The organism is Gordonia sp. PS3 (genome assembly GCF_041950545.1).
In the GTDB taxonomy this organism is placed as follows: domain Bacteria; phylum Actinomycetota; class Actinomycetes; order Mycobacteriales; family Mycobacteriaceae; genus Gordonia; species Gordonia sihwensis.
In genome coordinates, this window is record NZ_CP169524.1 from 761,941 (window position 1) to 781,905 (window position 19,965).

General features: G+C 68.1%; 21 protein-coding genes. 14 read left to right on the forward strand and 7 right to left on the reverse strand.

Annotated elements, in window-relative coordinates; all coding sequences use genetic code 11:
• Positions 1–102 precede the first annotated feature (102 nt).
• Positions 103–870, forward strand: a complete 768-nt coding sequence (locus ACE11G_RS03510; protein ID WP_062365931.1) for an alpha/beta fold hydrolase — start codon at positions 103–105, stop codon at positions 868–870.
• A gap of 193 nt (positions 871–1,063) precedes the next feature.
• Here the strand turns inward: ACE11G_RS03510 and ACE11G_RS03515 are convergent, their stop codons facing one another.
• Together ACE11G_RS03515 and ACE11G_RS03520 are read right to left on the reverse strand one after the other, a co-directional pair.
• Positions 1,064–2,647, reverse strand: a complete 1,584-nt coding sequence (locus ACE11G_RS03515; protein ID WP_062365929.1) for a GMC family oxidoreductase — start codon at positions 2,645–2,647, stop codon at positions 1,064–1,066.
• Between the two features lie 22 nt (positions 2,648–2,669).
• Entirely contained in the window at positions 2,670–4,373 is a 1,704-nt protein-coding gene (locus ACE11G_RS03520) for an aldehyde dehydrogenase family protein (RefSeq protein ID WP_062365926.1), read from the reverse strand.
• A 172-nt stretch (positions 4,374–4,545) separates the two neighbouring features.
• Between ACE11G_RS03520 and ACE11G_RS03525 the strand changes: the two genes are divergently transcribed.
• Entirely contained in the window at positions 4,546–5,733 is a 1,188-nt protein-coding gene (locus ACE11G_RS03525) for a CdaR family transcriptional regulator (protein WP_062365924.1), read from the forward strand.
• A gap of 11 nt (positions 5,734–5,744) precedes the next feature.
• Here the strand turns inward: ACE11G_RS03525 and ACE11G_RS03530 are convergent, their stop codons facing one another.
• On the reverse strand, positions 5,745–6,656 hold the full coding sequence (locus ACE11G_RS03530) for an oxygenase MpaB family protein (protein ID WP_062365923.1): 912 nt from the start codon (positions 6,654–6,656) through the stop codon (positions 5,745–5,747).
• A 468-nt stretch (positions 6,657–7,124) separates the two neighbouring features.
• Positions 7,125–8,186, reverse strand: a complete 1,062-nt coding sequence (locus tag ACE11G_RS03535; protein WP_006895682.1) for an o-succinylbenzoate synthase — start codon at positions 8,184–8,186, stop codon at positions 7,125–7,127.
• 243 nt (positions 8,187–8,429) lie between these two features.
• Between ACE11G_RS03535 and ACE11G_RS03540 the strand changes: the two genes are divergently transcribed.
• The 9 genes from ACE11G_RS03540 to ACE11G_RS03580 are packed head-to-tail and all read left to right on the forward strand — an operon-like array spanning position 8,430 to position 15,544.
• Positions 8,430–9,767, forward strand: coding sequence for a cytochrome P450 (locus ACE11G_RS03540; RefSeq protein WP_062365917.1), 1,338 nt, complete (start codon positions 8,430–8,432; stop codon positions 9,765–9,767).
• A gap of 2 nt (positions 9,768–9,769) precedes the next feature.
• Positions 9,770–10,360, forward strand: a complete 591-nt coding sequence (locus ACE11G_RS03545; RefSeq protein WP_006895680.1) for a TetR/AcrR family transcriptional regulator — start codon at positions 9,770–9,772, stop codon at positions 10,358–10,360.
• 50 nt (positions 10,361–10,410) lie between these two features.
• A complete protein-coding gene (locus ACE11G_RS03550; RefSeq protein ID WP_375003688.1) occupies positions 10,411–11,292 on the forward strand; it encodes an SDR family NAD(P)-dependent oxidoreductase in 882 nt (293 codons plus the stop codon).
• 18 nt (positions 11,293–11,310) lie between these two features.
• A complete protein-coding gene (locus ACE11G_RS03555) occupies positions 11,311–11,901 on the forward strand; it encodes a hypothetical protein (protein WP_375003690.1) in 591 nt (196 codons plus the stop codon).
• Positions 11,898–12,407 (forward strand): hypothetical protein, encoded by a 510-nt coding sequence (locus ACE11G_RS03560; protein ID WP_006895677.1) that lies wholly within the window; start codon positions 11,898–11,900, stop codon positions 12,405–12,407. The genes ACE11G_RS03555 and ACE11G_RS03560 overlap by 4 nt, the downstream gene beginning before the upstream one ends.
• Positions 12,404–13,015: a hypothetical protein gene (locus ACE11G_RS03565; protein WP_062365915.1), complete on the forward strand. Its 612-nt coding sequence runs from the start codon at positions 12,404–12,406 to the stop codon at positions 13,013–13,015. Before ACE11G_RS03560 ends, ACE11G_RS03565 begins: the two co-directional genes overlap by 4 nt.
• Entirely contained in the window at positions 13,015–13,611 is a 597-nt protein-coding gene (locus ACE11G_RS03570; protein WP_062365913.1) for a hypothetical protein, read from the forward strand. Before ACE11G_RS03565 ends, ACE11G_RS03570 begins: the two co-directional genes overlap by 1 nt.
• Positions 13,608–14,828 (forward strand): NAD(P)/FAD-dependent oxidoreductase, encoded by a 1,221-nt coding sequence (locus ACE11G_RS03575; protein ID WP_375003693.1) that lies wholly within the window; start codon positions 13,608–13,610, stop codon positions 14,826–14,828. The genes ACE11G_RS03570 and ACE11G_RS03575 overlap by 4 nt, the downstream gene beginning before the upstream one ends.
• The gene (locus ACE11G_RS03580; protein WP_006895673.1) at positions 14,825–15,544 is read left to right on the forward strand and encodes a DNA alkylation repair protein; all 720 of its coding nucleotides are present in this window, start codon (positions 14,825–14,827) and stop codon (positions 15,542–15,544) included. Before ACE11G_RS03575 ends, ACE11G_RS03580 begins: the two co-directional genes overlap by 4 nt.
• A 21-nt stretch (positions 15,545–15,565) precedes the next feature.
• Here the strand turns inward: ACE11G_RS03580 and ACE11G_RS03585 are convergent, their stop codons facing one another.
• From ACE11G_RS03585 to mftR, 3 genes are all read right to left on the reverse strand, one after another.
• Positions 15,566–15,952 carry a hypothetical protein gene (locus ACE11G_RS03585; protein WP_006895672.1) on the reverse strand — a complete coding sequence of 129 codons (387 nt, stop codon included), beginning with the start codon at positions 15,950–15,952 and terminating at the stop codon, positions 15,566–15,568.
• Positions 15,953–16,010: 58 nt separating this feature from the next.
• Positions 16,011–17,069 (reverse strand): ferredoxin--NADP reductase, encoded by a 1,059-nt coding sequence (locus tag ACE11G_RS03590; protein ID WP_006895671.1) that lies wholly within the window; start codon positions 17,067–17,069, stop codon positions 16,011–16,013.
• 154 nt (positions 17,070–17,223) lie between these two features.
• On the reverse strand, positions 17,224–17,835 hold the full coding sequence (mftR, locus tag ACE11G_RS03595; protein ID WP_006895670.1) for a mycofactocin system transcriptional regulator: 612 nt from the start codon (positions 17,833–17,835) through the stop codon (positions 17,224–17,226).
• Positions 17,836–17,975: 140 nt separating this feature from the next.
• On the opposite strand from mftR, the gene mftA reads away from it, so the two are divergent.
• Genes mftA through mftC form a run of 3 tightly spaced genes read left to right on the forward strand, consistent with a single transcriptional unit; the run spans position 17,976 to position 19,733 of the window.
• Positions 17,976–18,068, forward strand: a complete 93-nt coding sequence (gene mftA, locus ACE11G_RS03600; protein WP_101841532.1) for a mycofactocin precursor MftA — start codon at positions 17,976–17,978, stop codon at positions 18,066–18,068.
• Positions 18,068–18,439 carry a mycofactocin biosynthesis chaperone MftB gene (gene mftB / locus ACE11G_RS03605; protein WP_006895669.1) on the forward strand — a complete coding sequence of 124 codons (372 nt, stop codon included), beginning with the start codon at positions 18,068–18,070 and terminating at the stop codon, positions 18,437–18,439. The genes mftA and mftB overlap by 1 nt, the downstream gene beginning before the upstream one ends.
• 4 nt (positions 18,440–18,443) lie before the next feature.
• Positions 18,444–19,733: a mycofactocin radical SAM maturase gene (gene mftC / locus ACE11G_RS03610; RefSeq protein WP_006895668.1), complete on the forward strand. Its 1,290-nt coding sequence runs from the start codon at positions 18,444–18,446 to the stop codon at positions 19,731–19,733.
• Positions 19,734–19,965: the final 232 nt, after the last annotated feature.

Consider the following 19,965-nt stretch of genomic DNA (forward strand, 5'->3'; position numbering starts at 1 on the left):
GGAATGTTTCACGCGATCGGGCGACATATGGCGGCACGGAATCGACGTTTCGCGTGTCGGGCGTCCCGAATCTGGCTTCTGTCTGGGGCCTATCCTGGTGCGATGCGCGTGATTCACAGTGCCGACCCGGCGGAACCCGACCTCGCGGTCGACGTCTCGGGGTGTCCGACCGCCGGTGGGCCGCCGGTGGTCCTGGTACACGGAATGGGTGGCGACCACACCACGTGGCATTCAACGGTTCGCACGCTACGTGCCACCTGTCGTGCCACCGTGGCCGTGGACCTGCGCGGTCATGGGCGCAGCGGGCGCGCCGCGGACTATCGCCTCGACGACTTCGCGGCCGATCTCGGACGCGTGGTCGATGAACTGCGCCTGGTCCGGTTCGACCTCGTCGGGCATTCCCTGGGCGCGCACACCGCACTGCGCTATGCGATGGACCGGCCCGACCGCGTCCGTCGCCTCGTACTGGAGGAGATACCGCCGATGCCTCGCGATGAGGCGGATCTCGCCGAACAGATCGCACCGACCGCGACTCTGGGCGAGCGGATCCGCGGTGTCGGCGCGCTGCTCGCACGTCCGGGCCCGTTTCTTCGCTTCGACCGTTCGCTGCCCGACACCGTGCTGCGGCAGTTCGACGTCCCCGAACCCGAATGGTGGGCTCGGCTCAACACTGTGCCGGCGTCGGCATTGGTGATCTCCGGAGGCGCCCGCAGCTTCCTGCCGGGCCGGCATCTGCAGTCTCTCGCTGATGCGTTGCCGCGTGGCCGAATGGTCACGATCGATGCCGGGCACAGTGTTCACCGCGACCGCGGTCCGGAGTTCCTGTCCGCGCTGGTGGCGCATCTCGATGAGCCGGACGGGCAGGACTGACGCAGTCGGCGCGATCGAGCGATCCGAGTGTCAGCCGCGCAGGGCGGAGGCGAGGATTCCTGGAACCAGGGAGTGATCGAGCGTGTCGAGATCTGCATTAGTGTTGTTGTCGGACAGGTAGTTTCGACTCGCTGCGCTCGCTCAACCGGCCTGCGGGGAGACCCAGGGTAATCGAGCGGTCGGGGAGGCCGGGTCAGCCCTTGATCAGATCCGCGGCGCGTTCGCCGATGACGACCGTCGGCGCGTGGGTGTGGCCGCGGACGATCTTCGGCATCACGGAGGCGTCGGCGACGCGCAGACCCTCGACGCCGCGGACCTTGAGGTCGGGCGTCACGACGCTGGCACTGTCCGAGCCCATCCGGCACGTGCCGGTCGGGTGGTAGAGCGTGTGCGAATGCCAGGTCAGCGCATCTTCGAGAGTGGCTTCGATGGTGTCCAGCTCCCGCTTCGGCTGCAGGAACCGGCCGATCTTCGACGCCAGCGGCTCCGACGTCGCGATCCGGTGGGCGGCGCGCAGACCTGACATCAGGGCCGCGCGGTCGGCGCCGTCGGCGTCCGACAGGTAGCGCGGGTCGATGAGGGCCTTGGCGGTCGGGTCCGACGACGCCAGTGAGACTGTGCCGCGACTGCGTGGGTCGACGAGGATCGGACCGAGACCGATGCCGTGACCTGGCGCGTCCCCGATGCCCTCGTCGTAGAACGGCGCCGGACCGAAGATGATCTCGATGTCGGGCAGCTCCAGGTCGGGGCGGCTGCGGATGAAGCCGTAGGCCTCACCGACATTCGAGGTGAGCATGCCGCGGCGGCGCGTCAGATAGTTGAGCAACTCCAACGGCTTCTCGGCGCCGTAGAGGGTGTCGGAGTCGACGGCGAAGCCGATCAGCGACATCAGGTGATCACTGAGGTTGCGGCCGACCTCGGGCAGATGCTGTGCCACGGCGATGCCGTGCGCGCGCAGTTGCTCTTGATCGCCGATGCCCGACAGCAGGAGAAGCTGCGGCGTGTTGATCGCGCCGCCCGAGAGGATCACCTCCTTGCGGGCGCGGACGGTGTGGGTGACGCCGTCCTTGAGGTACTCGACGCCCACTGCGCGCGAGCCCTCCAACAGCACCCGGGTTGCGTGCGCATCGGTGAGCACCGTCAGGTTCCGGCGCGACCGCGCGGGCTTGAGGTACGCGTCGGAGGCGCTCCAGCGCGACCCGTTCTTCTGGCACACCATCGTCTGCGTGAAGCCTTCCGGCTGAGGCAGATTGGCACGTTCGCGCTTGAATCCAGCCTGTTCGGCCGAGGCGAGGAAGTCGGACGTCCAACCGCGCGGGCTGCGCTGGTGGGCGACGTTGAGCGGCCCGTCGCGTCCCTCGTCGCCCTCGACGGCGCCCTCGATCGACTCGATGCGCTTGAAGTACTCGACGACGCTGGCGAACGACCATCCGTCGCCGGCCTCCAGCGCCCATGCGTCGTAGTCGGCGGCGTATCCGCGCACCCACATCATCGCGTTCATCGACGACGATCCGCCGATCATCTTGCCGCGCGGGAAGAACACCCGGCGGTCGCCGAGCTCTGGCTGCGGCTGGGTGAGGTAGTTCCAGTCGAGGTCGGTCTGGAACTGCTTGGAGAAGGCGGCGGGAATGCGGACGGACTGGCTCTTGTCCTCACCGCCGGCCTCGAGTGCGACCACCGTGTCGGCCGACCGCTCGCTCAGACGGGCAGCGACGACGGCTCCGGCGGAACCGGTGCCGACGACGACGTAGTCGGCGTCCATGGAAGTGGTTGTCATTGAGTCCCTTTCAGTCGAACGGTCAGCCGCGCAGGGCGGAGGCGAAGATTCCGGGCAGACGACTCGCCCGCGGATCGGCGGCGAACTCGGTGAGCCGCTTGCCGGTCGTCGCGGCGGTCTTGTTGTTCACGAACCATGGCGGCTTCGGCGACAGTGCGAGTTCTCCGCGGATCACCGATCGCGGGGCGGGGCGGAACGGCCCGCGGACCACGGTGCGCTCGATTCCGTCCATCAGCCAGGCGTTGTGCACCACGCCGATGCCGCTCTGCACGTCGTCGATGGTGTGGCCGGGGTACGCGCCCCACGACGCGGTCGGCGTCAGGTAACCGACGCCGGTCCAGGCGTTGATGGCGATGGTTCCGTAGTGGAGATCCTCGACGAGGTCGTCGAACGCCGCGCCGAGTTCCTTGACGCTGGCCGGCGCCGCGATGATGTTGACGCCGAGGGTGCCTGCGAAGACCTCGTTGGCCGTGCGCGCCGCGGCACCGGTGAAAGCCGCACCGGTGCAGGGGATCTCGACGACGCCGTAGACCGGTGAGAAGTACTCGCCGGACAGGATGGGTTCGGTCGCATCGGGGCGGACGTCGTCGACCAGCAGGCGACCGCCGCCCGGGCCCAGGCGTTCGGCGTTCGGGTACGACTCCAGCGCGCTCGCGACGCGGTCGTCGCTCCCGGGGTAGTAGGCGGCGCGCTCGGGTGCGGCGGCGATGGCGTTGCGCACCTCGGCGAGGAACCGGTCCTTCTGATCCCAGTCCGACGAGATGATGAGGGCCTGCGATGCGACGCAGTTGTATCCGCCGTTGTGCAGACGCTGAGTGGCCACGTGCTGTGCCTGGAACTTCAGATCGGCGTTGCTCCACCGGCCGGGGATCACGATGGTGGGGGAGACTCCGCCCAGCTCGCTGGTGACCGGCTTGGTCAGCTTGGGGTCGCCCGCGCGCTTGCGGTCGACGGCCTCGTCCCCGACACCCCACACGATGGCGTCGTGGGTGCGTGCACTGCCGGTCATGTGCACGTGGTTCACGAGATCGTGCTGGACCAGCGTGCCGCCGACCTCGGCCCCGCCGGTGACGATGCGGACCGCGCCGACCTCGATCAGCGGGGCGAGGACCTTGCCGAAGACGGGAAGCAGCGGATCGGTGATCGGGTTGAGCTTGAGCACCACCACGCGGTTGTGGGCGATCAGCTCGTACAGCACGTCTAGCGGTGCGATCGACATGATGTTGCCTGCGCCCAGCACCACGCCGATGCCCGCGGTCCGCGACGGGTCGAGCTGCGCGAGCCCGGCCTCGGCCTTTGCTGCGGCGCGACTGACTCCCCGGCGCAGCCACACCTCGGCGCTGAAGCCGCTGAGCAGCAGCCCGTCGTAGACGCTGGTCGGCAGGACGTTGACGGCGACGCGGTCGCGGACGTCGTGGAACTTGACGTCGGCGAGCGGACTCCGGCCCTGTGCGAGGTGGTCGAGGGTGTCGGCGAGGACGCCGAGGCTGGCGGCCATCACATACGGTCCAGACATCCATTCCTCGCCGACCAGCGGCGAGTTCGGGTCGAGGCCCTTGATCTGCACGGCCGTGTCGACCCACTCCTGGGCGTGGGCGCCGGTCAGATCGCGCATGCGCATCAGGAGGTCGCGACGCTGCTCGAGCGTCGTCGTCGCCCAGCGGCGTTCGCCGTCGACGAGGTCGGTCAGCGCGGACTCGACCGCCTGCAGTTCGAGGTCTTGCATTTCTGCTCCATTCGCCAGGTGAGCGTGCACGCTCGGCAGTGATCGCTCCATTGTGTGAGTGGGGTCACCGACGGTGCCAGGTATGGCGGCACAGGGTTGATCCGGCCGACTTTGTGCCGGTGCACAATGGCCGCGTATCGTGGGTCACACTGCGACGATTGGACATGCACGCGTGAACTCCCCGACCACTCCGCGGTTGAACTCACCCGCGCTTCTGCTGCTCAGCGACGTCGACTCGGTGGCGGAGGAGTTGGCGGTCCGCATCACCCAGGCCGACCGTTTCTACGTCGACGGCGGCCCGCTGGCGGAGGAGGAGTTGCGGGGCGCGTGCCGGGACAATCTGGCGGAGATCATCCGGGCGCTCGCCGGGGCGGAGCCGAACCTCAAGCCGGCGCTTGCGGTCGGCCGGCTCAAAGCCGAGCGAGGGGTGCCCCTGGCGGCGCTGCTGCACGCGTTCCGGCTCGGCGGCCGACTGATCTGGGAACAGCTGACGGCGCTGTCGAAGGGGCCGGGCGACCCGGAAGTCCATGAATGCGCGACCCTGCTCTGGGAGCTGATCGACGCATTCTCCGACGCCGCGGTCGAGGCGTACCGGGACACCGAGACGCTCCTCGCGCACTCCGACGCGCAGGCGCGCTACCGCCTGATCAGGATGCTCTTCGACGACCACGCCGACGGTTCGGTGCGTTCGCTCGGTGCCCTGCGAACGCTCGGGGTGCCTGAGGACGGCGTGTTCCAGGTGGTGGTGATCATTCCGGCGGATCCGGGCCAGGCGCTGCCGGCACCGGTCACGTCATCCTTGCGCGACGCCGGGGCTCAGACGGTCTGGGACAGCCAGGCGGACGTGCACATCGGGCTGCTGCGCACCGCGTCGTCGCGAGAGGCGGTGCGGGCGGTCGACAGACTCGGGCAGGCTGTCGCCGGGCGGATCGGCGTCAGTGCGGAGTTCGGTACTCCGCTGGGGATTCCGGAGGCTCTCGGACAGGCCCGGCTGGCGGCGCGCAGCACGCCGCCGGGCACGGAGGGGCTGGTGCGGTTCGGCAGTGACCCGATGGCCCATCTGCTGGTGACCGCGTCCGGCGCGGCGCGAGTGTTCACCGAGTCGGTGCTGGGCGGTGTGCTTCGACTGCCCCCACCCGACCGCGACGATCTGCTTTCGGTGCTGGCGGAGTGGTATCGCTGCCACGGGGCGGCCGGCGACGTCGCCGAGGCGCTCCACTGCCACCGGAACACGGTCCGCTACCGATTGCGCAAGGTTCGGGACCTCACTGGACGCGACGTGACCGACCCGGTGCAGTCGGCCGAACTGTACGCCGCATTGCGGTCAGTTGAAGTGCTGGGGATCGTGGCAGATGAGTGACCGGCGCTCGCTCACCCGTTGTGGATCCGGCGCGGATCCACGCCGGTGCGTTCCCAGCCCTCGGCCGCCCACGGTGTGTACAGCAGCCGGATCGGAAGCCGGTTGAACAACGGGTTCGCTGCGCGCATCCCCGCTGCGAAGCGATCGAAACGGCGCTGCTTCCGGTCGTCCCAGTCGAGTCCGCACACCTCGCGCATCTGGCGGGGGAGGGTGCCGACGATGACGGTTCGTAGAAAGGCGTTGATCGGGGCGGAGATCACGCGCCACAGCGGCCGGGGCATCCAGCGCGGTCCGGGAACGCCCTTACGCAGGTACCCGGTGGCGTAAAGGATGGTCCTGGTGGGGACGAACTTGTCGCACATCGTCTCCCAATAGACGCAGAAATCCTCGTAGGTCTCCGGCTGGCTGCGCGCGGAGACGCCGTACAGCTGATACCACGTCTTGCTCTCTTCGAAGATCTGCTCCTTCTCCTCGTACGACAACCGCCGGATGAATGTGTCTGTGATGGTCAGGACTTGATCGACGAAGGTCGCGTGCGCCCAGTAGTAGAGCTCGGGGTTCAGCGCGTGATACCGCGAGCCGTCGGGCACCGTTCCCTTGATGTCGCGGTGGAAGTCGCGGACCCGTCGGCCCCACTGGTGCGGCTGGTCGGAGTACACGGTCCGCATGATCGGCGGGCCTGTGCGCCGGGCGCGGCCGAGGAAGTCGGAGAAGATCACCGAGTGGTCTTCCACGCCCTGCGCGAGTTGTTCGATGCAGTTCTCCGTGCCGGCCAGACGCTGGAAGCCGAGGACTCCCCGGATGTCGCCGTAGAACTTCCACACCAGGGAGTCGGCGCCGAGGCGCAGATCGATGGAGTCGATGTCGACGTAGGCGGGTTCGGCCTCTCCGACGCCCGCCTCGAACACGTCCGGTGAGTTCATGCGGTCTCCTATGACGCGTGCGGCGTGATGACGTCGACTGTAGCGCCGCGGTGGAACAGATGTAAATATTTGTGTCAAAGTTTGCGAGGAGACCTCAGGGTTATCGAGCCGGGAGGCGCCGCAGGCGCCGAGCGTGTCGAGATGGGCGTGACTGTTATTGCCTGGCGGGTGGTTTCGACTCGCTGCGCTCGCTCAACCGGCCTGGGGGGAGACCTCAGGGTGATCGAGCGTGTCGAGATTGCGTGAGCGTTGCCTGGCGGGTGGTTTCGACTCGCTGCGCTCGCTCAACCGGCCTGTGGGGAGACGCCAGGGTTATCGAGCCTGTCGAGATGGGCGTGACTGTTATTGCCTGGCACGTGGTTTCGACTCGCTGCGCTCGCTCAACCGGCCTGTGGGGAGACCCCAGGGTTATCGAGCCTGTCGAGATGGGCCTGCGAGGCGACCCCAGGGTGATCGAGCGTGTCGAGATCAGCGCCGGGTCAGCAGGTCGTGGCAACGACGCAGGCGCTCGTGCCACCATCGAGTCCGCTCAGCGGACGCCAGCGGAAGGTCGATTCCCGGCTCCACACGTCGCGGCCGAACCGTGCCGTGTTCGATCCGGAACGACCGTGCGACGTCGCGGACGAAGAACTCGCCGGTACCCAACCCGCACGCGCGGTCGAGGTCCGGGAGTGCGGCGGCCGCTCCGATTCCGGCGGCCATGCCGACGGCGGTGTCGAGGGCGCTGGAGACGACCACGTCCATCGGGAGCCGTTCCGCCAACGCGACCAGCGCCCGCATACCTCCTAGTGGCGCCACTTTGAGTACGGCGATGTCGGCGGCGTCCAGCGCGGCCACCCGCATCGGATCGCCGGCCCGGCGGATGGACTCGTCGGCCGCGATCGGGACCGAGACGGCGCGGCGCACCTGCGCGAGTTCCTCGACCGTCGCGCACGGCTGCTCCACGTACTCCACGTCACCGATCGCGGCGACGGCCTCGATCGCCTGTTGCACGCTCCAGCCGCCGTTGGCGTCGATCCGGACGGTGCCGACGAGGTCACGGGCGGCCGCGACCCGCTCGACATCGTCGGCCAGACTCTGTCCCGGTTCGGCGACTTTCACCTTCACCGTGTCGACGCCGGGATACCGCGCGATTAGGCCGGCCACCTCCTCGGCGGGAACCGCGGGCACCGTCGCATTCACTCGCACCGAGTCGCGAACGGGCGCCGGCGGACCGAGGTAGGCGGCCTCGATGCCCGCCGCGAGCCAGGTCTTGGCCTCCGCGTCCTCGTATTCGACGAACGGGGCGAACTCGCCCCAGCCCGCGGGACCGGAGAAGATCAGCGCCTCGCGGACCTTGACCCCACGGAATCGGGTGTGCATCGGCAGCGCGACCACCTTGGCCGATTCCAGCAGGTCGTCGGCCGACGGCATGCTCGGCGGCGGCGGGTTCTTCGGCTGCAGCCGGAAGGTCGGCACACCCTTCTTCCGGTCGTCCGACGTACCGAACGGCGACTGCTTGTTACGGCCGGTTGGCGAGGAGAAGACCATGTCGGCCAGCGTATCGCCCGACTGCCCCTCGGTTCCGCGGGAAGTGTCGGGGAGACGGTTTCGGCTCGCTGTGCTCGCTCAACGAGCTTTGAGGGCGGACGCCGGCCTGAAGTGAGGGGACGTCCACGGCGTGCGACGGATTCGCAAATATGTCCCACGAACTATAGACACAGATCTACCTATTTGTTTCAATCGAGATATGGGCCGGATCACAACTGAGGCGGCCGGTATCGAGGAGGAACGATGGTTGCAGTGCTCGCCCAGCCGGAGGCCGGCAGCGATCTGAAGGCGGTGCCGCTCAGCGATCGCAATGGAGTGCTGGAGATCCTTCAGATGCGACGGGATCCGTTCGGCTACTCCGACCGCAAACGTCTGCAGTACGGCGACGTCTCGGGAATGAACGCCTTCGGCGTCCGCATCGTCACGTGCATGGGCGCCGAGGCGGCGAACGAGATCCTCATGAACAAGGACCGCGCGTTCGCGAACGCTCCGGCATGGAGCTACTTCATCGGACCGTTCTTCAACCGCGGCATCATGCTGCTCGACTTCGAGGAACACCGGAACCACCGGCACATCCTCCAGCAGGCTTTCACGCCCAAAGTCCTCAAGGGCTACATGGACGAACTCCAACCGATGGTGGCCGACCGCGTGTCCCGGTTCCCGACCGGCCGAGTGAAGCTGTTCTCCGAACTCAAAGCGCTCACGCTGGACGTCGCACTCGAAGTATTCCTCGGGCTCGAACTGCCGCAGCACGAGGCGGACCGGCTGAACAAGGCCTTCATCGAGACCGTCCGCGCCGGCGTCGCATACGTCCGCAAGCCGGTCCCGGGCGGTCGCTGGTGGAAGGGCGTCCGCTCGCGCAAGGTCCTCGAAGACTTCTTCTACGAGCACATCGCCGCCAAGCGGGCCAACGCGACCCCCGACCTCTTCTCCGTGCTCTGCCACGCCGAGGGCGACGACGGCGAGACCTTCACCGACGAAGACGTGGTCAACCACATGATCTTCGTGCTCATGGCGGCGCACGACACGTCGACCATCACGATGACCCAGATGGCGTACTGGATGGCGAAGTACCCCGAATGGCAGGAGAAGGCCCGCGCGCAGTCGTTCGAGTTCGGACCCGACCTCGATTACGCAGACCTGAGCGGGTTGACCGTCTTGGACTCGATCATGAAGGAGTCGCTGAGACTGTGTCCGCCGGTTCCGGCGCAGCCGCGCATGGCAGTCAAGGACACTCAGGTCCAGGGCTTCTTCATCCCGGAGGGGACGATGGTCTCGGTGCCGCAGCTGATCAATCACCGCGACCCGCAGTACTACACGCACCCGGCGATGTTCGACCCCGAGCGCTTCTCCGCCGAGCGCGCCGAGGACAAGGGGCACCGGATGGCGTGGATGCCCTTCGGCGGAGGCGTGCACAAGTGCATCGGACTGTACTTCGGCCAGATGGAGATCAAGACCGTGATGCACCACCTGCTCCGCGGCTACGAGTGGTCGGTCCCCGCCGCGTATCAGGTGCCGATGGATTACAGCGCCCTGCCGGTGCCGAAGGACAAGCTCCCGGTGCAGATGCGGAAGCGGTAGTCGTGCCTGCGACGCGAAAGGCCAGGATCACCGCCTCGGTGTCCGAACAGGAACGCGACATCCTCGACGCTGCGGCCGCGGAGTTCGCCGCTGTCGGCGTCCGGAAGGCGGGGATGGACGAGGTGGCGCGGGCCGCGGGAGTGAGCCGGTCGACGCTCTACCGTCGTTTTCCGAACAAAGAGGCGTTGTTTCGGGCGGTCGCGCTGGAGACCTTCGAGGCCGGCCTGTCACGTCTCGAGGAAGCCGTCGAGGGGATGCCGCCGCGAGAGGCGGTCGCCGAAGCCTTCGCGCGCGGGGCCGAGATGGTGCAGACAGATCCACTCCTGCGACGGGTGGTTCACGAAGACCGGACCGTACGCGAAGTGACCTCCGGTGTCAGCGCACTGTTCATCGAGATGGTCACCGCGAGGATCGCCGCGACCCTCCGTTCGGCCGGCGCCACGATGGCCGACGACGACCTGCTGCAGGCCGTGGAGATCCACGTGCGCGTCGTCATGTCGTATCTCGAAGTCCCAGCGAGCGACCCGGCTCACTCGACCTCCGACTACGCGCGTGCGGTGGCTCGCAAGCACCTCGCGCCGATGATCCACTGAGTACCCATCGGGCATCCGGCCGGATGCCGCCCCTCGCCCCAGGAGCACCCATGTCTGTTTCGCTGACCAGCCGGTTGTCGCGTGATCGACGGCGCACGGCGCGTCTGGCCCGGATCCGCGCGCGGCTGGCGGGGAAGGTCGTCGCGATCACCGGCGGAGCACGCGGCATCGGCTTCGAGGTCGCGACTGAGCTCCTCGACGCGGGTGCGAAGGTGGCGATCGGTGACGTCGATGTCGATGCGGTCGGTAAGGCGGCGGCAGATCTCGGCGTGGAGGGAATCGAACTCGACGTCACCGACCGCTCGTCGTTCGAGAACTTCCTGGACACCGTCGCCGACCGGATCGGTCCCGTCGACGTGCTGGTCAACAACGCCGGAATCATGCCGGTGGGCCCCTTCCTCGACTACCGCGAGACGCTGATCCGGTCGACGCTCGACGTGGACCTGCTCGGGGTGATCCTCGGCAGTCAGGCTGCGGCGACTCGCATGGTGGCCCGCGGACACGGCCAGATCGTCAACATCTCGTCGGTGGCCGGACGTCTGCCCACACCGGGGTTGACGGTGTACAACGCGGCGAAGGCAGGCGTCATCGAGTTCTCGGAGGCACTCGATTCGGAGCTCGCCGGCCACGGTGTGCGGGTCGGAGTGGTGATGCCGACCTTCACCCAGACCGGACTCATCGACGGGCTCGCGACCAACTCGATGGTCACCTCCGTGAATACAGCCGTCGTCGCCGAACAGGTGCTCGCCTCCATCGCCGGCGTCCGGGTGCGTGCCGCTGCCCCGCGCTCCATGGGCTGGGTGAACGCCTACCCGATTCTGCCGCGGAGCCTGAAACGCGCCTTGCTGCGCACCACACGCTCGGGCGAGATCTTCATGAACCCCGATGCCGAGTCACGATCCGCTTACAGCAGACGGATAGGCCAGAGCTGAATCAGTACGCTCGACCGGGTGGGGTTCAGATCAGACGACCGCCTCAGACAATGGAGGCGCGCGCGCAGCGAACTGCGCAGTGCGCGTGACGATTTGGCGGAGGCCGAGGCGTCGGCCGGGTTGCGTTCGCGGATGTCGCGCCGCACGCGGTGGATTCTCGCGACGGTCGCCGTCCTCGCGCTCGCAGCTGCGGGGGCCGGAATCTGGTACGCAGCGGCAGCACCCCAGCGGTATTCGGACGAGGACTATCTGAAAGCGGCGACGGCCGAGGTGGAACTGCTGCTGGACGTCGACGCGAACGACCCCGCACGTGCCAAGCGCATCCTCGCCGGCGCCACCGGCTCCTTTCACGACGCCTTCGCGCAGTCGGCGGACGCCTACAGCTCATATGTCAAGGACGCCGGCGCCCACGGCCAGGGCCGCATCGACGCGGCCGCCGTGCAGTCCAGTTCGGCCGACGGCGCCGAGGTGATGGTCGCCGCCAGTGTCCAGGTCGGCGACCGTGACACCGAGCAGGACGCGGCCCCGCTGCAGAATCTGCGCCTGGTCGTCAGCCTGGTCCCCGAAGACGGAGACCTCAAGGTCGACGGGTTGGTGATGGTTCCGTGAACCGCTTCCTCACCTATCTCGAGAAGCCGATGTCGACGTGGGGAACGGTGCTCCGACTCGGCGTGACCGCCGTCGTCTTCACCGCGGGGTTGATCTTCTGTATCAGCGGACTCGACGACCACGCTGAACAGCGCGACGCCGCGCAGGCGCGGCAGACGCTGCAGGAGAAGGCCGGAACCATCGTCGCCGACGTCTTCTCCGTCGACTCGCGAACCTGGGCCGGCGACCGGAAGACCGCGCGCAGCCTGGTGGCGCCACCGCTGTCGATCGCGTCGGGCCCCGCACTGAACGGGCCTCCGCCCGACGGCACCGCGTCGGTGAGTTGGGTTCCGCAGAACGTCGCCGTCTCCTGGGCCGACGGTGACGCGGGAGAGGCGCTGGTGATCGTGCAGGTCACGGTGACCTCGCGCAGCGGGCACAGTGAGAGCAGAACCAAGGCGGTCCAGGCGTCGTACGTCCGCTCCGACGACCGCTGGCTGCTGAGCGGATTGGAGGAACTGCAGTGACCGACGACGCCGCCGACACCCGACGACTGCAGCAGGCCCGCGAGCGGTACGACCAAGCCGTCCGGTCGGAGCGGCTGGCGCGGGCGGCCGCTGAACCCGCGCTGGTCAGGCGCTCCCATCGCCGGGCCGCGGGGGTCCGATTGGCTGTGGTCGCCGCGGTGATCGCCGCGCTCGGACTCATCGGCGTGGGCTGGTGGGCGCACAGTTCGGCGGACTCGATGGCGACTGCGGCGAGCGAGGAGCAGGCGGCGCGCGAGGCCGCCGAGCACGCGATCGTCACGATGCTCACCTCCGATCCGGCGCACGCCGACCGATATGTCGGCGACATCCTGGCAGTCAGCACCGGCGACCAGCGGATCCGGATTCAGGGCGCCCGCGAGCAACTCCAGTCGACGGTGGCGTCGCAGCCGCGCCCCAGTTCCGGTCAGATCCTCTCCTCGGGCGTCGTGGGTACCGAGGACGGCAAGACGTCGGTGCTGGTGGTCGCGCAGGCCACCAGCCCGGAACTGATCGGCGGTGATCCGTCGCAGAGCCGGGTCGGTGTCAGCGTGACGATGGCCGAGGTCGACGGGCACTGGCTGGTGCAGCAGACGGAGGCGGTGTCCTGATGGGAACTCACTCGAGGGACGACGCGGGCGTGGGTGCCGTCGCCGAACCCGAGCGTCCAGCGGCCGGGTCGGGCCCCTGGTCGCGGTGGCGGGCGCAGGTGCCCGGTGATCGTCGGTGGCAGACGGCGTGGGCGCTGGTGACGGCCGCGGCGCTGGTGGTCGCGGTCGTCGGATGGATCGTCGGAGTGCAATCGCGTGCCGAACCCGTCGTACCGGACCATACGGCCGTGCGTGCGGCGTCCGAGGGCGTGGCGGCTCTGATGACCTTCACCCCGGACGACTCCGCCGCGCAGCGTGCCGAAGTCCAGAAACACCTGACCGGCGCGCTGGCCGCAGACTATGCTGCTCGCGGCCCCGACGTGGTCTTTCCCGACGCGGTCTCCGCGAAGGTCTCGATGCGAACCACCGTCTCGAGCGCGGCTCCGGGGGAGCGGCACGACGAACAGATGTCGGTGCTGGTGTTCGCCACTCAGGAAGTGACGGTGGGCAAACAACAGGACTATCCGACGAGAACGGGTATCGCACGATGGGCCACGGTCACTAGAGTGGGCGATGTTTGGCGGTTGTCGCGGGTGGAGAACGTTTCGCCGCAATGAGATTGGGATGTGACGTAGTGGTCGAGGCACCAGTGGTGGTCGTGGGGGCGGGACTCGGCGGGGTCCGCCTGGCGGAGAACCTGCGCAACGGCGGATACGACGGGCCGATCACGCTGCTCGGGGCCGAGCAGCATCCGCCCTACGACCGTCCGCCGTTGTCGAAGACCGTCCTCACCGGCGACGACGAACGCGTCGACCTCAAGCCCGCGGAGTTCTTCCGGGACTCGGACATCGATCTGCGCACCGGTACCCGGGTGGTCGCCGTCGACCCGTCGTCCCACACGGTCTCCGTGGAATGCGACGGAACCGTCGAGCCGTTGCCGTACGGCACGTTGGTCCTGGCGACCGGGCTGGCCGCACGGCGCTTCCCGGGGTCGGAGGGCGTCGCCGGAGTGCACGTCATCCGGACCGTCGAGGACGCGCTGGCACTGCGGGCGGAAGCGACGTCGGCGAGCCGCGCGGTCGTGATCGGCGCCGGGTTCATCGGCTGCGAGGTGACCGCGAGTCTGCACTCGATGGACATCTCGGTGACTCTGGTGGAACCCACGCCGGCGCCGCTCTCGGGGCCGCTCGGCCCCCGGATCGGTGAGATGGTCACCCGCCTTCACGTGGAGGCCGGGGTCGACCTGCGGGTGGGCGTGGGCGTCGACGAGATCGTGACGGAGGACGGCCGCGCGGCGGGCGTCGTCCTGTCCGACGGCAGCCGGGTGGACGCGGATCTGATCGTGGTCGGCATCGGCGGCTACCCGGAGCTGGAGTATCTCGAGGGATCGGGTATCGAACTCGCGGACCGTGCGGCCGGTGGCGGCGTCGCGTGCGACGGTGTCGGCCGCACCGGGGTCGCGGACGTGTACGCCCTCGGCGACTGCGCCAACTGGCACGACGTGGACGGTCACGGCCACCGCGTCGAGCACTGGACCCACACGGTCGATCAGGCCGCGATGGTGGCCGCGCACCTGTTGGGTCACGCGATCCCGCATCAGACAGTGCCGTACTTCTGGAGTGACCAGTACGGGCTCAAGTTCCAGATGCTCGGCACGCCGCGCCCGGACGACGAGGTGCATCTGGTGGACGACGACGGCCGCAAGTTCTTGGCGTACTACAGCCGGGAGGGGCTGCTGACCGGCGTCGTCGGCGCCGGCCGAGTGGGCAAGCTGATGAAGGCACGACAGTTCCTGCTCACCCCTACGCCGATCTCCACGCTGCTCGGCGGATGAACGCCGACTCCGGTGCCTCTGAGATCGTCTCGGCCGTCGAGGCGCTCGGGGATCCGGAGCGCGCGGCGTCGTCGCAGCGATTCTTCAAGACCGGACCGGGCCAGTACGGAGAAGGCGATCGTTTCGCCGGTGTGCCGGTGCCGAAGCTTCGGGCCCTGGCCCGGAGTCTGCGTGGACTTCCGCGGTCGGTGATCGTCGACCTCCTCGGCGACCGGACCCACGAGGTCCGTCACCTCGCACTGTTGATTCTGGCCGACAACTACTCGCGCGAGAGCGGCGATCCCGAACGGTGGGTGGACGTCTATCGGGACGCCGTGCGCGGCGGTCGAGTGGACAACTGGGATCTGGTCGACGTCTCCGCGTACGCGATCCTCGGGGATCGGTGCCTGCGCTCGGGCGACTGGTCGGAATTGCTCGAGTGGGCAGCATCGGACGATCTGTGGCAGCGCCGCGCCGGTATCGTCGCGACGTTCGCGTTCATTCGGGCGGGGCGCTGGGAGCAGATCGAGGCGGTGGCGCCGTTGGTGATCGACGACCGGCGCGATCTGATCCAGAAGGCGTTCGGCTGGATGCTGCGCGAGGCGGGCAAGCGCGCCGACGAGCAGACGCTGCTCCGCTATCTGGAGGTCAACGCCTCGTCGATGGGCCGTACCGCGCTGTCGTACGCCGTGGAACGACTGTCGACGGAACGCAGGGCTCACTTCCGCTCGCTGTGAGCGGGATCGGAACGCTACCCCTCACTCAGCGGCGGCGCGGCGCGGCGCACCCCGTCGTACCAGGAGAGCGAGGGCGATGAGCGGCACCTGCAGGGGCAGGCGGGCCCATGCGACAGCCTTCAGCGCCGGGCTCTTGTCGACCCACAGACGCACCATGTTCACGTTCGCGGGAAAGACGGCGATGAACAGCATCGCTGCCAGTCCAGCTGCGGTGCGTCGGGTACGCGGAGCGAGAACCGCTGCGCCCAAACCGATCTCGGCCATGCCCGAGGCATAGGTCCACGCGCGCGCGTCGCCGGGCACCTCATCGGGAACGATGGCGTCGAACGGCTTCGGCGCGGCGAAATGCAGTGCGCCGGGGACCAGCAGGATCAGCGACAGGACTCGGGCCAGACGTTCGTTCGTCATGGGCCGAGTCTAGTGCCTGACTCCGGCGGGCCGGTCGCGCGAGTCGGTTCCCCGCGAGTCAGAACTCGATCTTGAGCTTGTCTGCGGTGGGCCGGGCCTGGCAGCCGAGGATGTAGCCGTCGGCGATGTCGTCGGGATCGAGGGCGCCGGTGACCTCCATGTCGACCGTGCCCTCGACGAGCGTGCAGGCGCACGAACCGCACTCGCCCTCCTGGCACGAGTACGGCGCGTCGAGTCCGGCGGCCAGCATGATGTCGACCAGGGTGCGCGACCGCGGCCACGCGAGGGTGTGCGTCTCGCCGTCGAGTTCCACTTCCACTTCGGCGGCGGCTGCGGCCTCCTCGGCCGAGACCTCGCCCAGTTCGACGTCCGCGAACGGGTCGCCCGAGAGCGAGTTGTAGATCTCGACGTGCACCCTCTTGCTGTCGAAGCGGGCCTTGATCAGGGCGCTGTGGGCGGCGTCCATGAACGGGCCCGGCCCGCACATGTACGCGGTGTGCGTGGCCGACATCGGGGCGAAGAGCGTCGCCAGGGTGCGGTCGCTCGGCAGACCCTGTACCGATTCGAGCCAGTGCAGCACCGTCAGCCGGGCCGGGTACTTGGCCTGCAGCCGGCGCAGTTCGTCGGCGAAGATCACGTCGTTCTCGCTGCGGTTGGCGTAGAAGAACGTGATCTGACCGGTTCCGGTGAGCAGGGCGTGCTTCAGAATCGACATCACCGGGGTGACGCCCGACCCGGCTGCGATCAGCAGCAGCGGGGTGTGGAAGTTCGCCGGGGTGAAGACGCCCGAAGGCGGCAGTGCCTCGATCTGCGAGCCGGCCTCCAGGTTGTCGCAGATCCAGTTGGATCCGTAACCGTCGGCGGTGCGCTTGACGGTGACCTTCGGCAGTTTGTCGTGGCGGGGCGCCGACGACAGCGAGTAGCACCGCGCCACGGAACCGGTCTGATCGCTCGGGATCCGCAGAGTCAGGAACTGCCCGGGCAGGTAGTCCTCGAACTTCTCCCGGTGGGTGTCGGGGATGTCGAAGACGATGCTGCGCGCGTCGGCGGTCTCATCGATCACCTCGGAGACGGTGAGGATGGCGCTGCGCGCGCTGTGCGGGGTCAATTCGGTCATCGGTTGACTCTCTGTGGAATCGGGCCCGGCGCTCGGCCGTGGCAAAACTGAAACGTGTTCTATTTAGGATATCAGCGCTTCGAAGTCTGTCACAGACCTCGTTCCGGATGGCGGGAGCCGGGTGTGCGGCGGCGAGTCCGCCGGGGCGGTCGGGCTACGTCTGCGTGAGTGACGCGACCCCGTCGATCAGGATGCGGCTGCCCGATCGCAGCAGGTCGGTGAGGTCGGCCGACGGGTCCGGGAGCCATTGGTCGTATGCGGCGAGCGCGGTGCCCAGCGTCTGCCAGGCGATGGTCTGCGGAACGTGCGACGCGGGGGCGAGTCCGAGTCTGGCACCGCAGTGGTCGGCGATGACCTGTCGCCAGTCCTGGTACATCAGCATCGAGTGGGCCTGGAGCGCCGGTACGCCCAGGAGCAGTGCCATCCGGCGGCGATGTTTGTCGATCTCGGATGCCGGGACGGTGTTGAAGGCGATCAGCGCGTCGCGGAGGGTGGCGCCGAGCGGGACGTCGTCGGAACTGTTCCGCAGAAGGTCCCGGAGACCGTCGAGGTGCTCGTTGAACTCACCCCAGGCCAGAGAGTTCTTGGACGGGTAGTAGCGGAACAGCGTGCGGCGGGCGATTCCGGCGGCGGCGGCGATGTCGTCGACGCTGGTCTCGTCGAAGCCGTGCTCGGTGAACAGATCGATCGCGATGGCGCTGAGTCGGCCGCGTGTGGTTGCGGCCGGCCGGCCGCCGAGCACTCCCGCACGCCCAGATCTGGTCATCGCTCATCATCTCCGATCCAAGAAACCGCCGGTCACGATCTTACGACGCACAATTCTCGCCAACCCCTAGAGATTCTGCACCCAGTGCCATTATGGTGTGAAGCGAACCACATCAGTACTCGTGAAGGAGGATGGTTCATATGGCCGATCAGGCGAATGCGACTCAGCAGGATCTCGTGGCTGAGTCTCTGGTGGAGGAAGTGTCCATCGACGGGATGTGTGGCGTCTACTGATGACGACGGCATCGACCACTGTTCCCGGCGGCCCTGCGGCCGCCGGGAGCGGTACCCCATTCGACGTATCGCGTGCGTGGCGGATGAATCCGAAAGTCGCTCTGCGACCGGAGCCGTTCGGCGCGCTGCTGTATCACTTCGGGACGCGCAAGCTCTCGTTTCTGAAGAACCTCGAGGTGGTCCGGCTGGTCCAGTCTCTGGACGACCACGACAGTGCCGACGCTGCGATGACCGCGACCGGCATCGGCGACGGCGATCGCCCGCTGTATCTGCAAGCCCTCTCCGCGCTGAGCGAGTCCGGAATGATCATCGAACGGCAGGCCCCGGACGCCGCCTCTCGACCCGCGCCGGCGCACCCGACCGAGGAGTGACCCTGTGACCACCCTGGAATCCCGCCCCGGCGCCGAGGCTCTCGGCATGCCGTCCCTCACGCCGCCGCTGACGGTGCCCGCGCCGCCGAAGGTCGGGCGCCTCGTCGACCAGTTCGAGCGGGGGCTGGACGCGCCGATCTGCCTCACGTGGGAACTGACGTACGCCTGCAACCTGTCGTGCGTGCACTGCCTGTCGAGCTCGGGCAAGCGTGATCCGCGTGAGCTCTCGACCGAACAGTGCAAGGCGATCATCGACGAGCTGCAGCGCATGCAGGTGTTCTACGTCAACATCGGCGGCGGCGAGCCGACCGTGCGGCCCGACTTCTGGGAGCTCGTCGACTACGCGACCGATCACCAGGTCGGCGTGAAGTTCTCGACCAACGGGTTGCGGATCACTCCGGAGGTGGCGGCGCGGCTGGCCGCGTCCGACTACGTCGACGTCCAGATCTCGCTCGACGGCGCCAACGCCGAGGTGAACGACGCCGTCCGCGGTCCGGGGTCGTTCGACATGGCGGTCCGCGCGCTCGAAAACCTCGCCGACGCGGGATTCCGCGACGCCAAGATCAGCGTCGTGATGACCCGTCACAACGTCGCGCAACTCGACGAGTTCAAGGCTTTGGCCGACAAGTACGGTGCCACGCTGCGCATCACGCGCCTGCGTCCCTCCGGGCGCGGCGCCGATGTGTGGGACGATCTGCACCCGCTTCCCGAGCAGCAGCGCGAGCTCTACGAATGGCTGGTGGCCCATGGCGACCGGGTGCTCACCGGAGACTCGTTCTTCCACCTCTCGGCGTTCGCCGGAGCGGGTGGCAGCGGTCTGCCGGGTCTGAACCTGTGCGGGGCCGGCCGGGTCGTGTGCCTCATCGATCCGGTGGGCGACGTGTACGCCTGCCCGTTCGCGATCCACGAGAACTTCCTCGCCGGAAACATCACCACCGACGGCGGATTCCAGGAGATCTGGCAGCGGTCGGAGCTGTTCACCGAGCTCCGGGAACCGCAGAGTGCCGGGGCATGCGCCAGCTGCAACCACTACGACGCGTGCCGCGGTGGATGCATGGCGGCGAAGTTCTTCACGGGACTGCCGCTCGACGGTCCCGACCCCGAGTGCGTCCAGGGCTACGGTGAGTCGCTGCTGGCCGGCGAACGGTCGAAGCCGACCGCCAACAAGGACCACTCCCGCGGGGTGCCGCTGACCTTGATGACGCGCCCGCCGTCGCGCGACTGCGACGAGAACCCGCTCGCCGGATTCATGCCGACCACCGCGACCGGCTGCTCGTCGTCGGGCTGCTCCTGAGCGATTGCCTTTTGCGCCAGTTGAGCGAGCGTCTTCCCCCAGGCTTGTTGAGCGAGCGAAGCGAGTCGAAACATCGGCGAGCTTCCAGCGGGCACGCGGGCGGTTTGCCCTTTCGACTCGCTTCGCTCGCTCAACTGGCCTGAGAAGGACGCTCGCTCAACTGGCCTGGGGGAGGCGCTCGCCCAGCAAGCCTGGGAAGGACGCTCGCTCAACTGGCCTGAGAAGGGCGCTC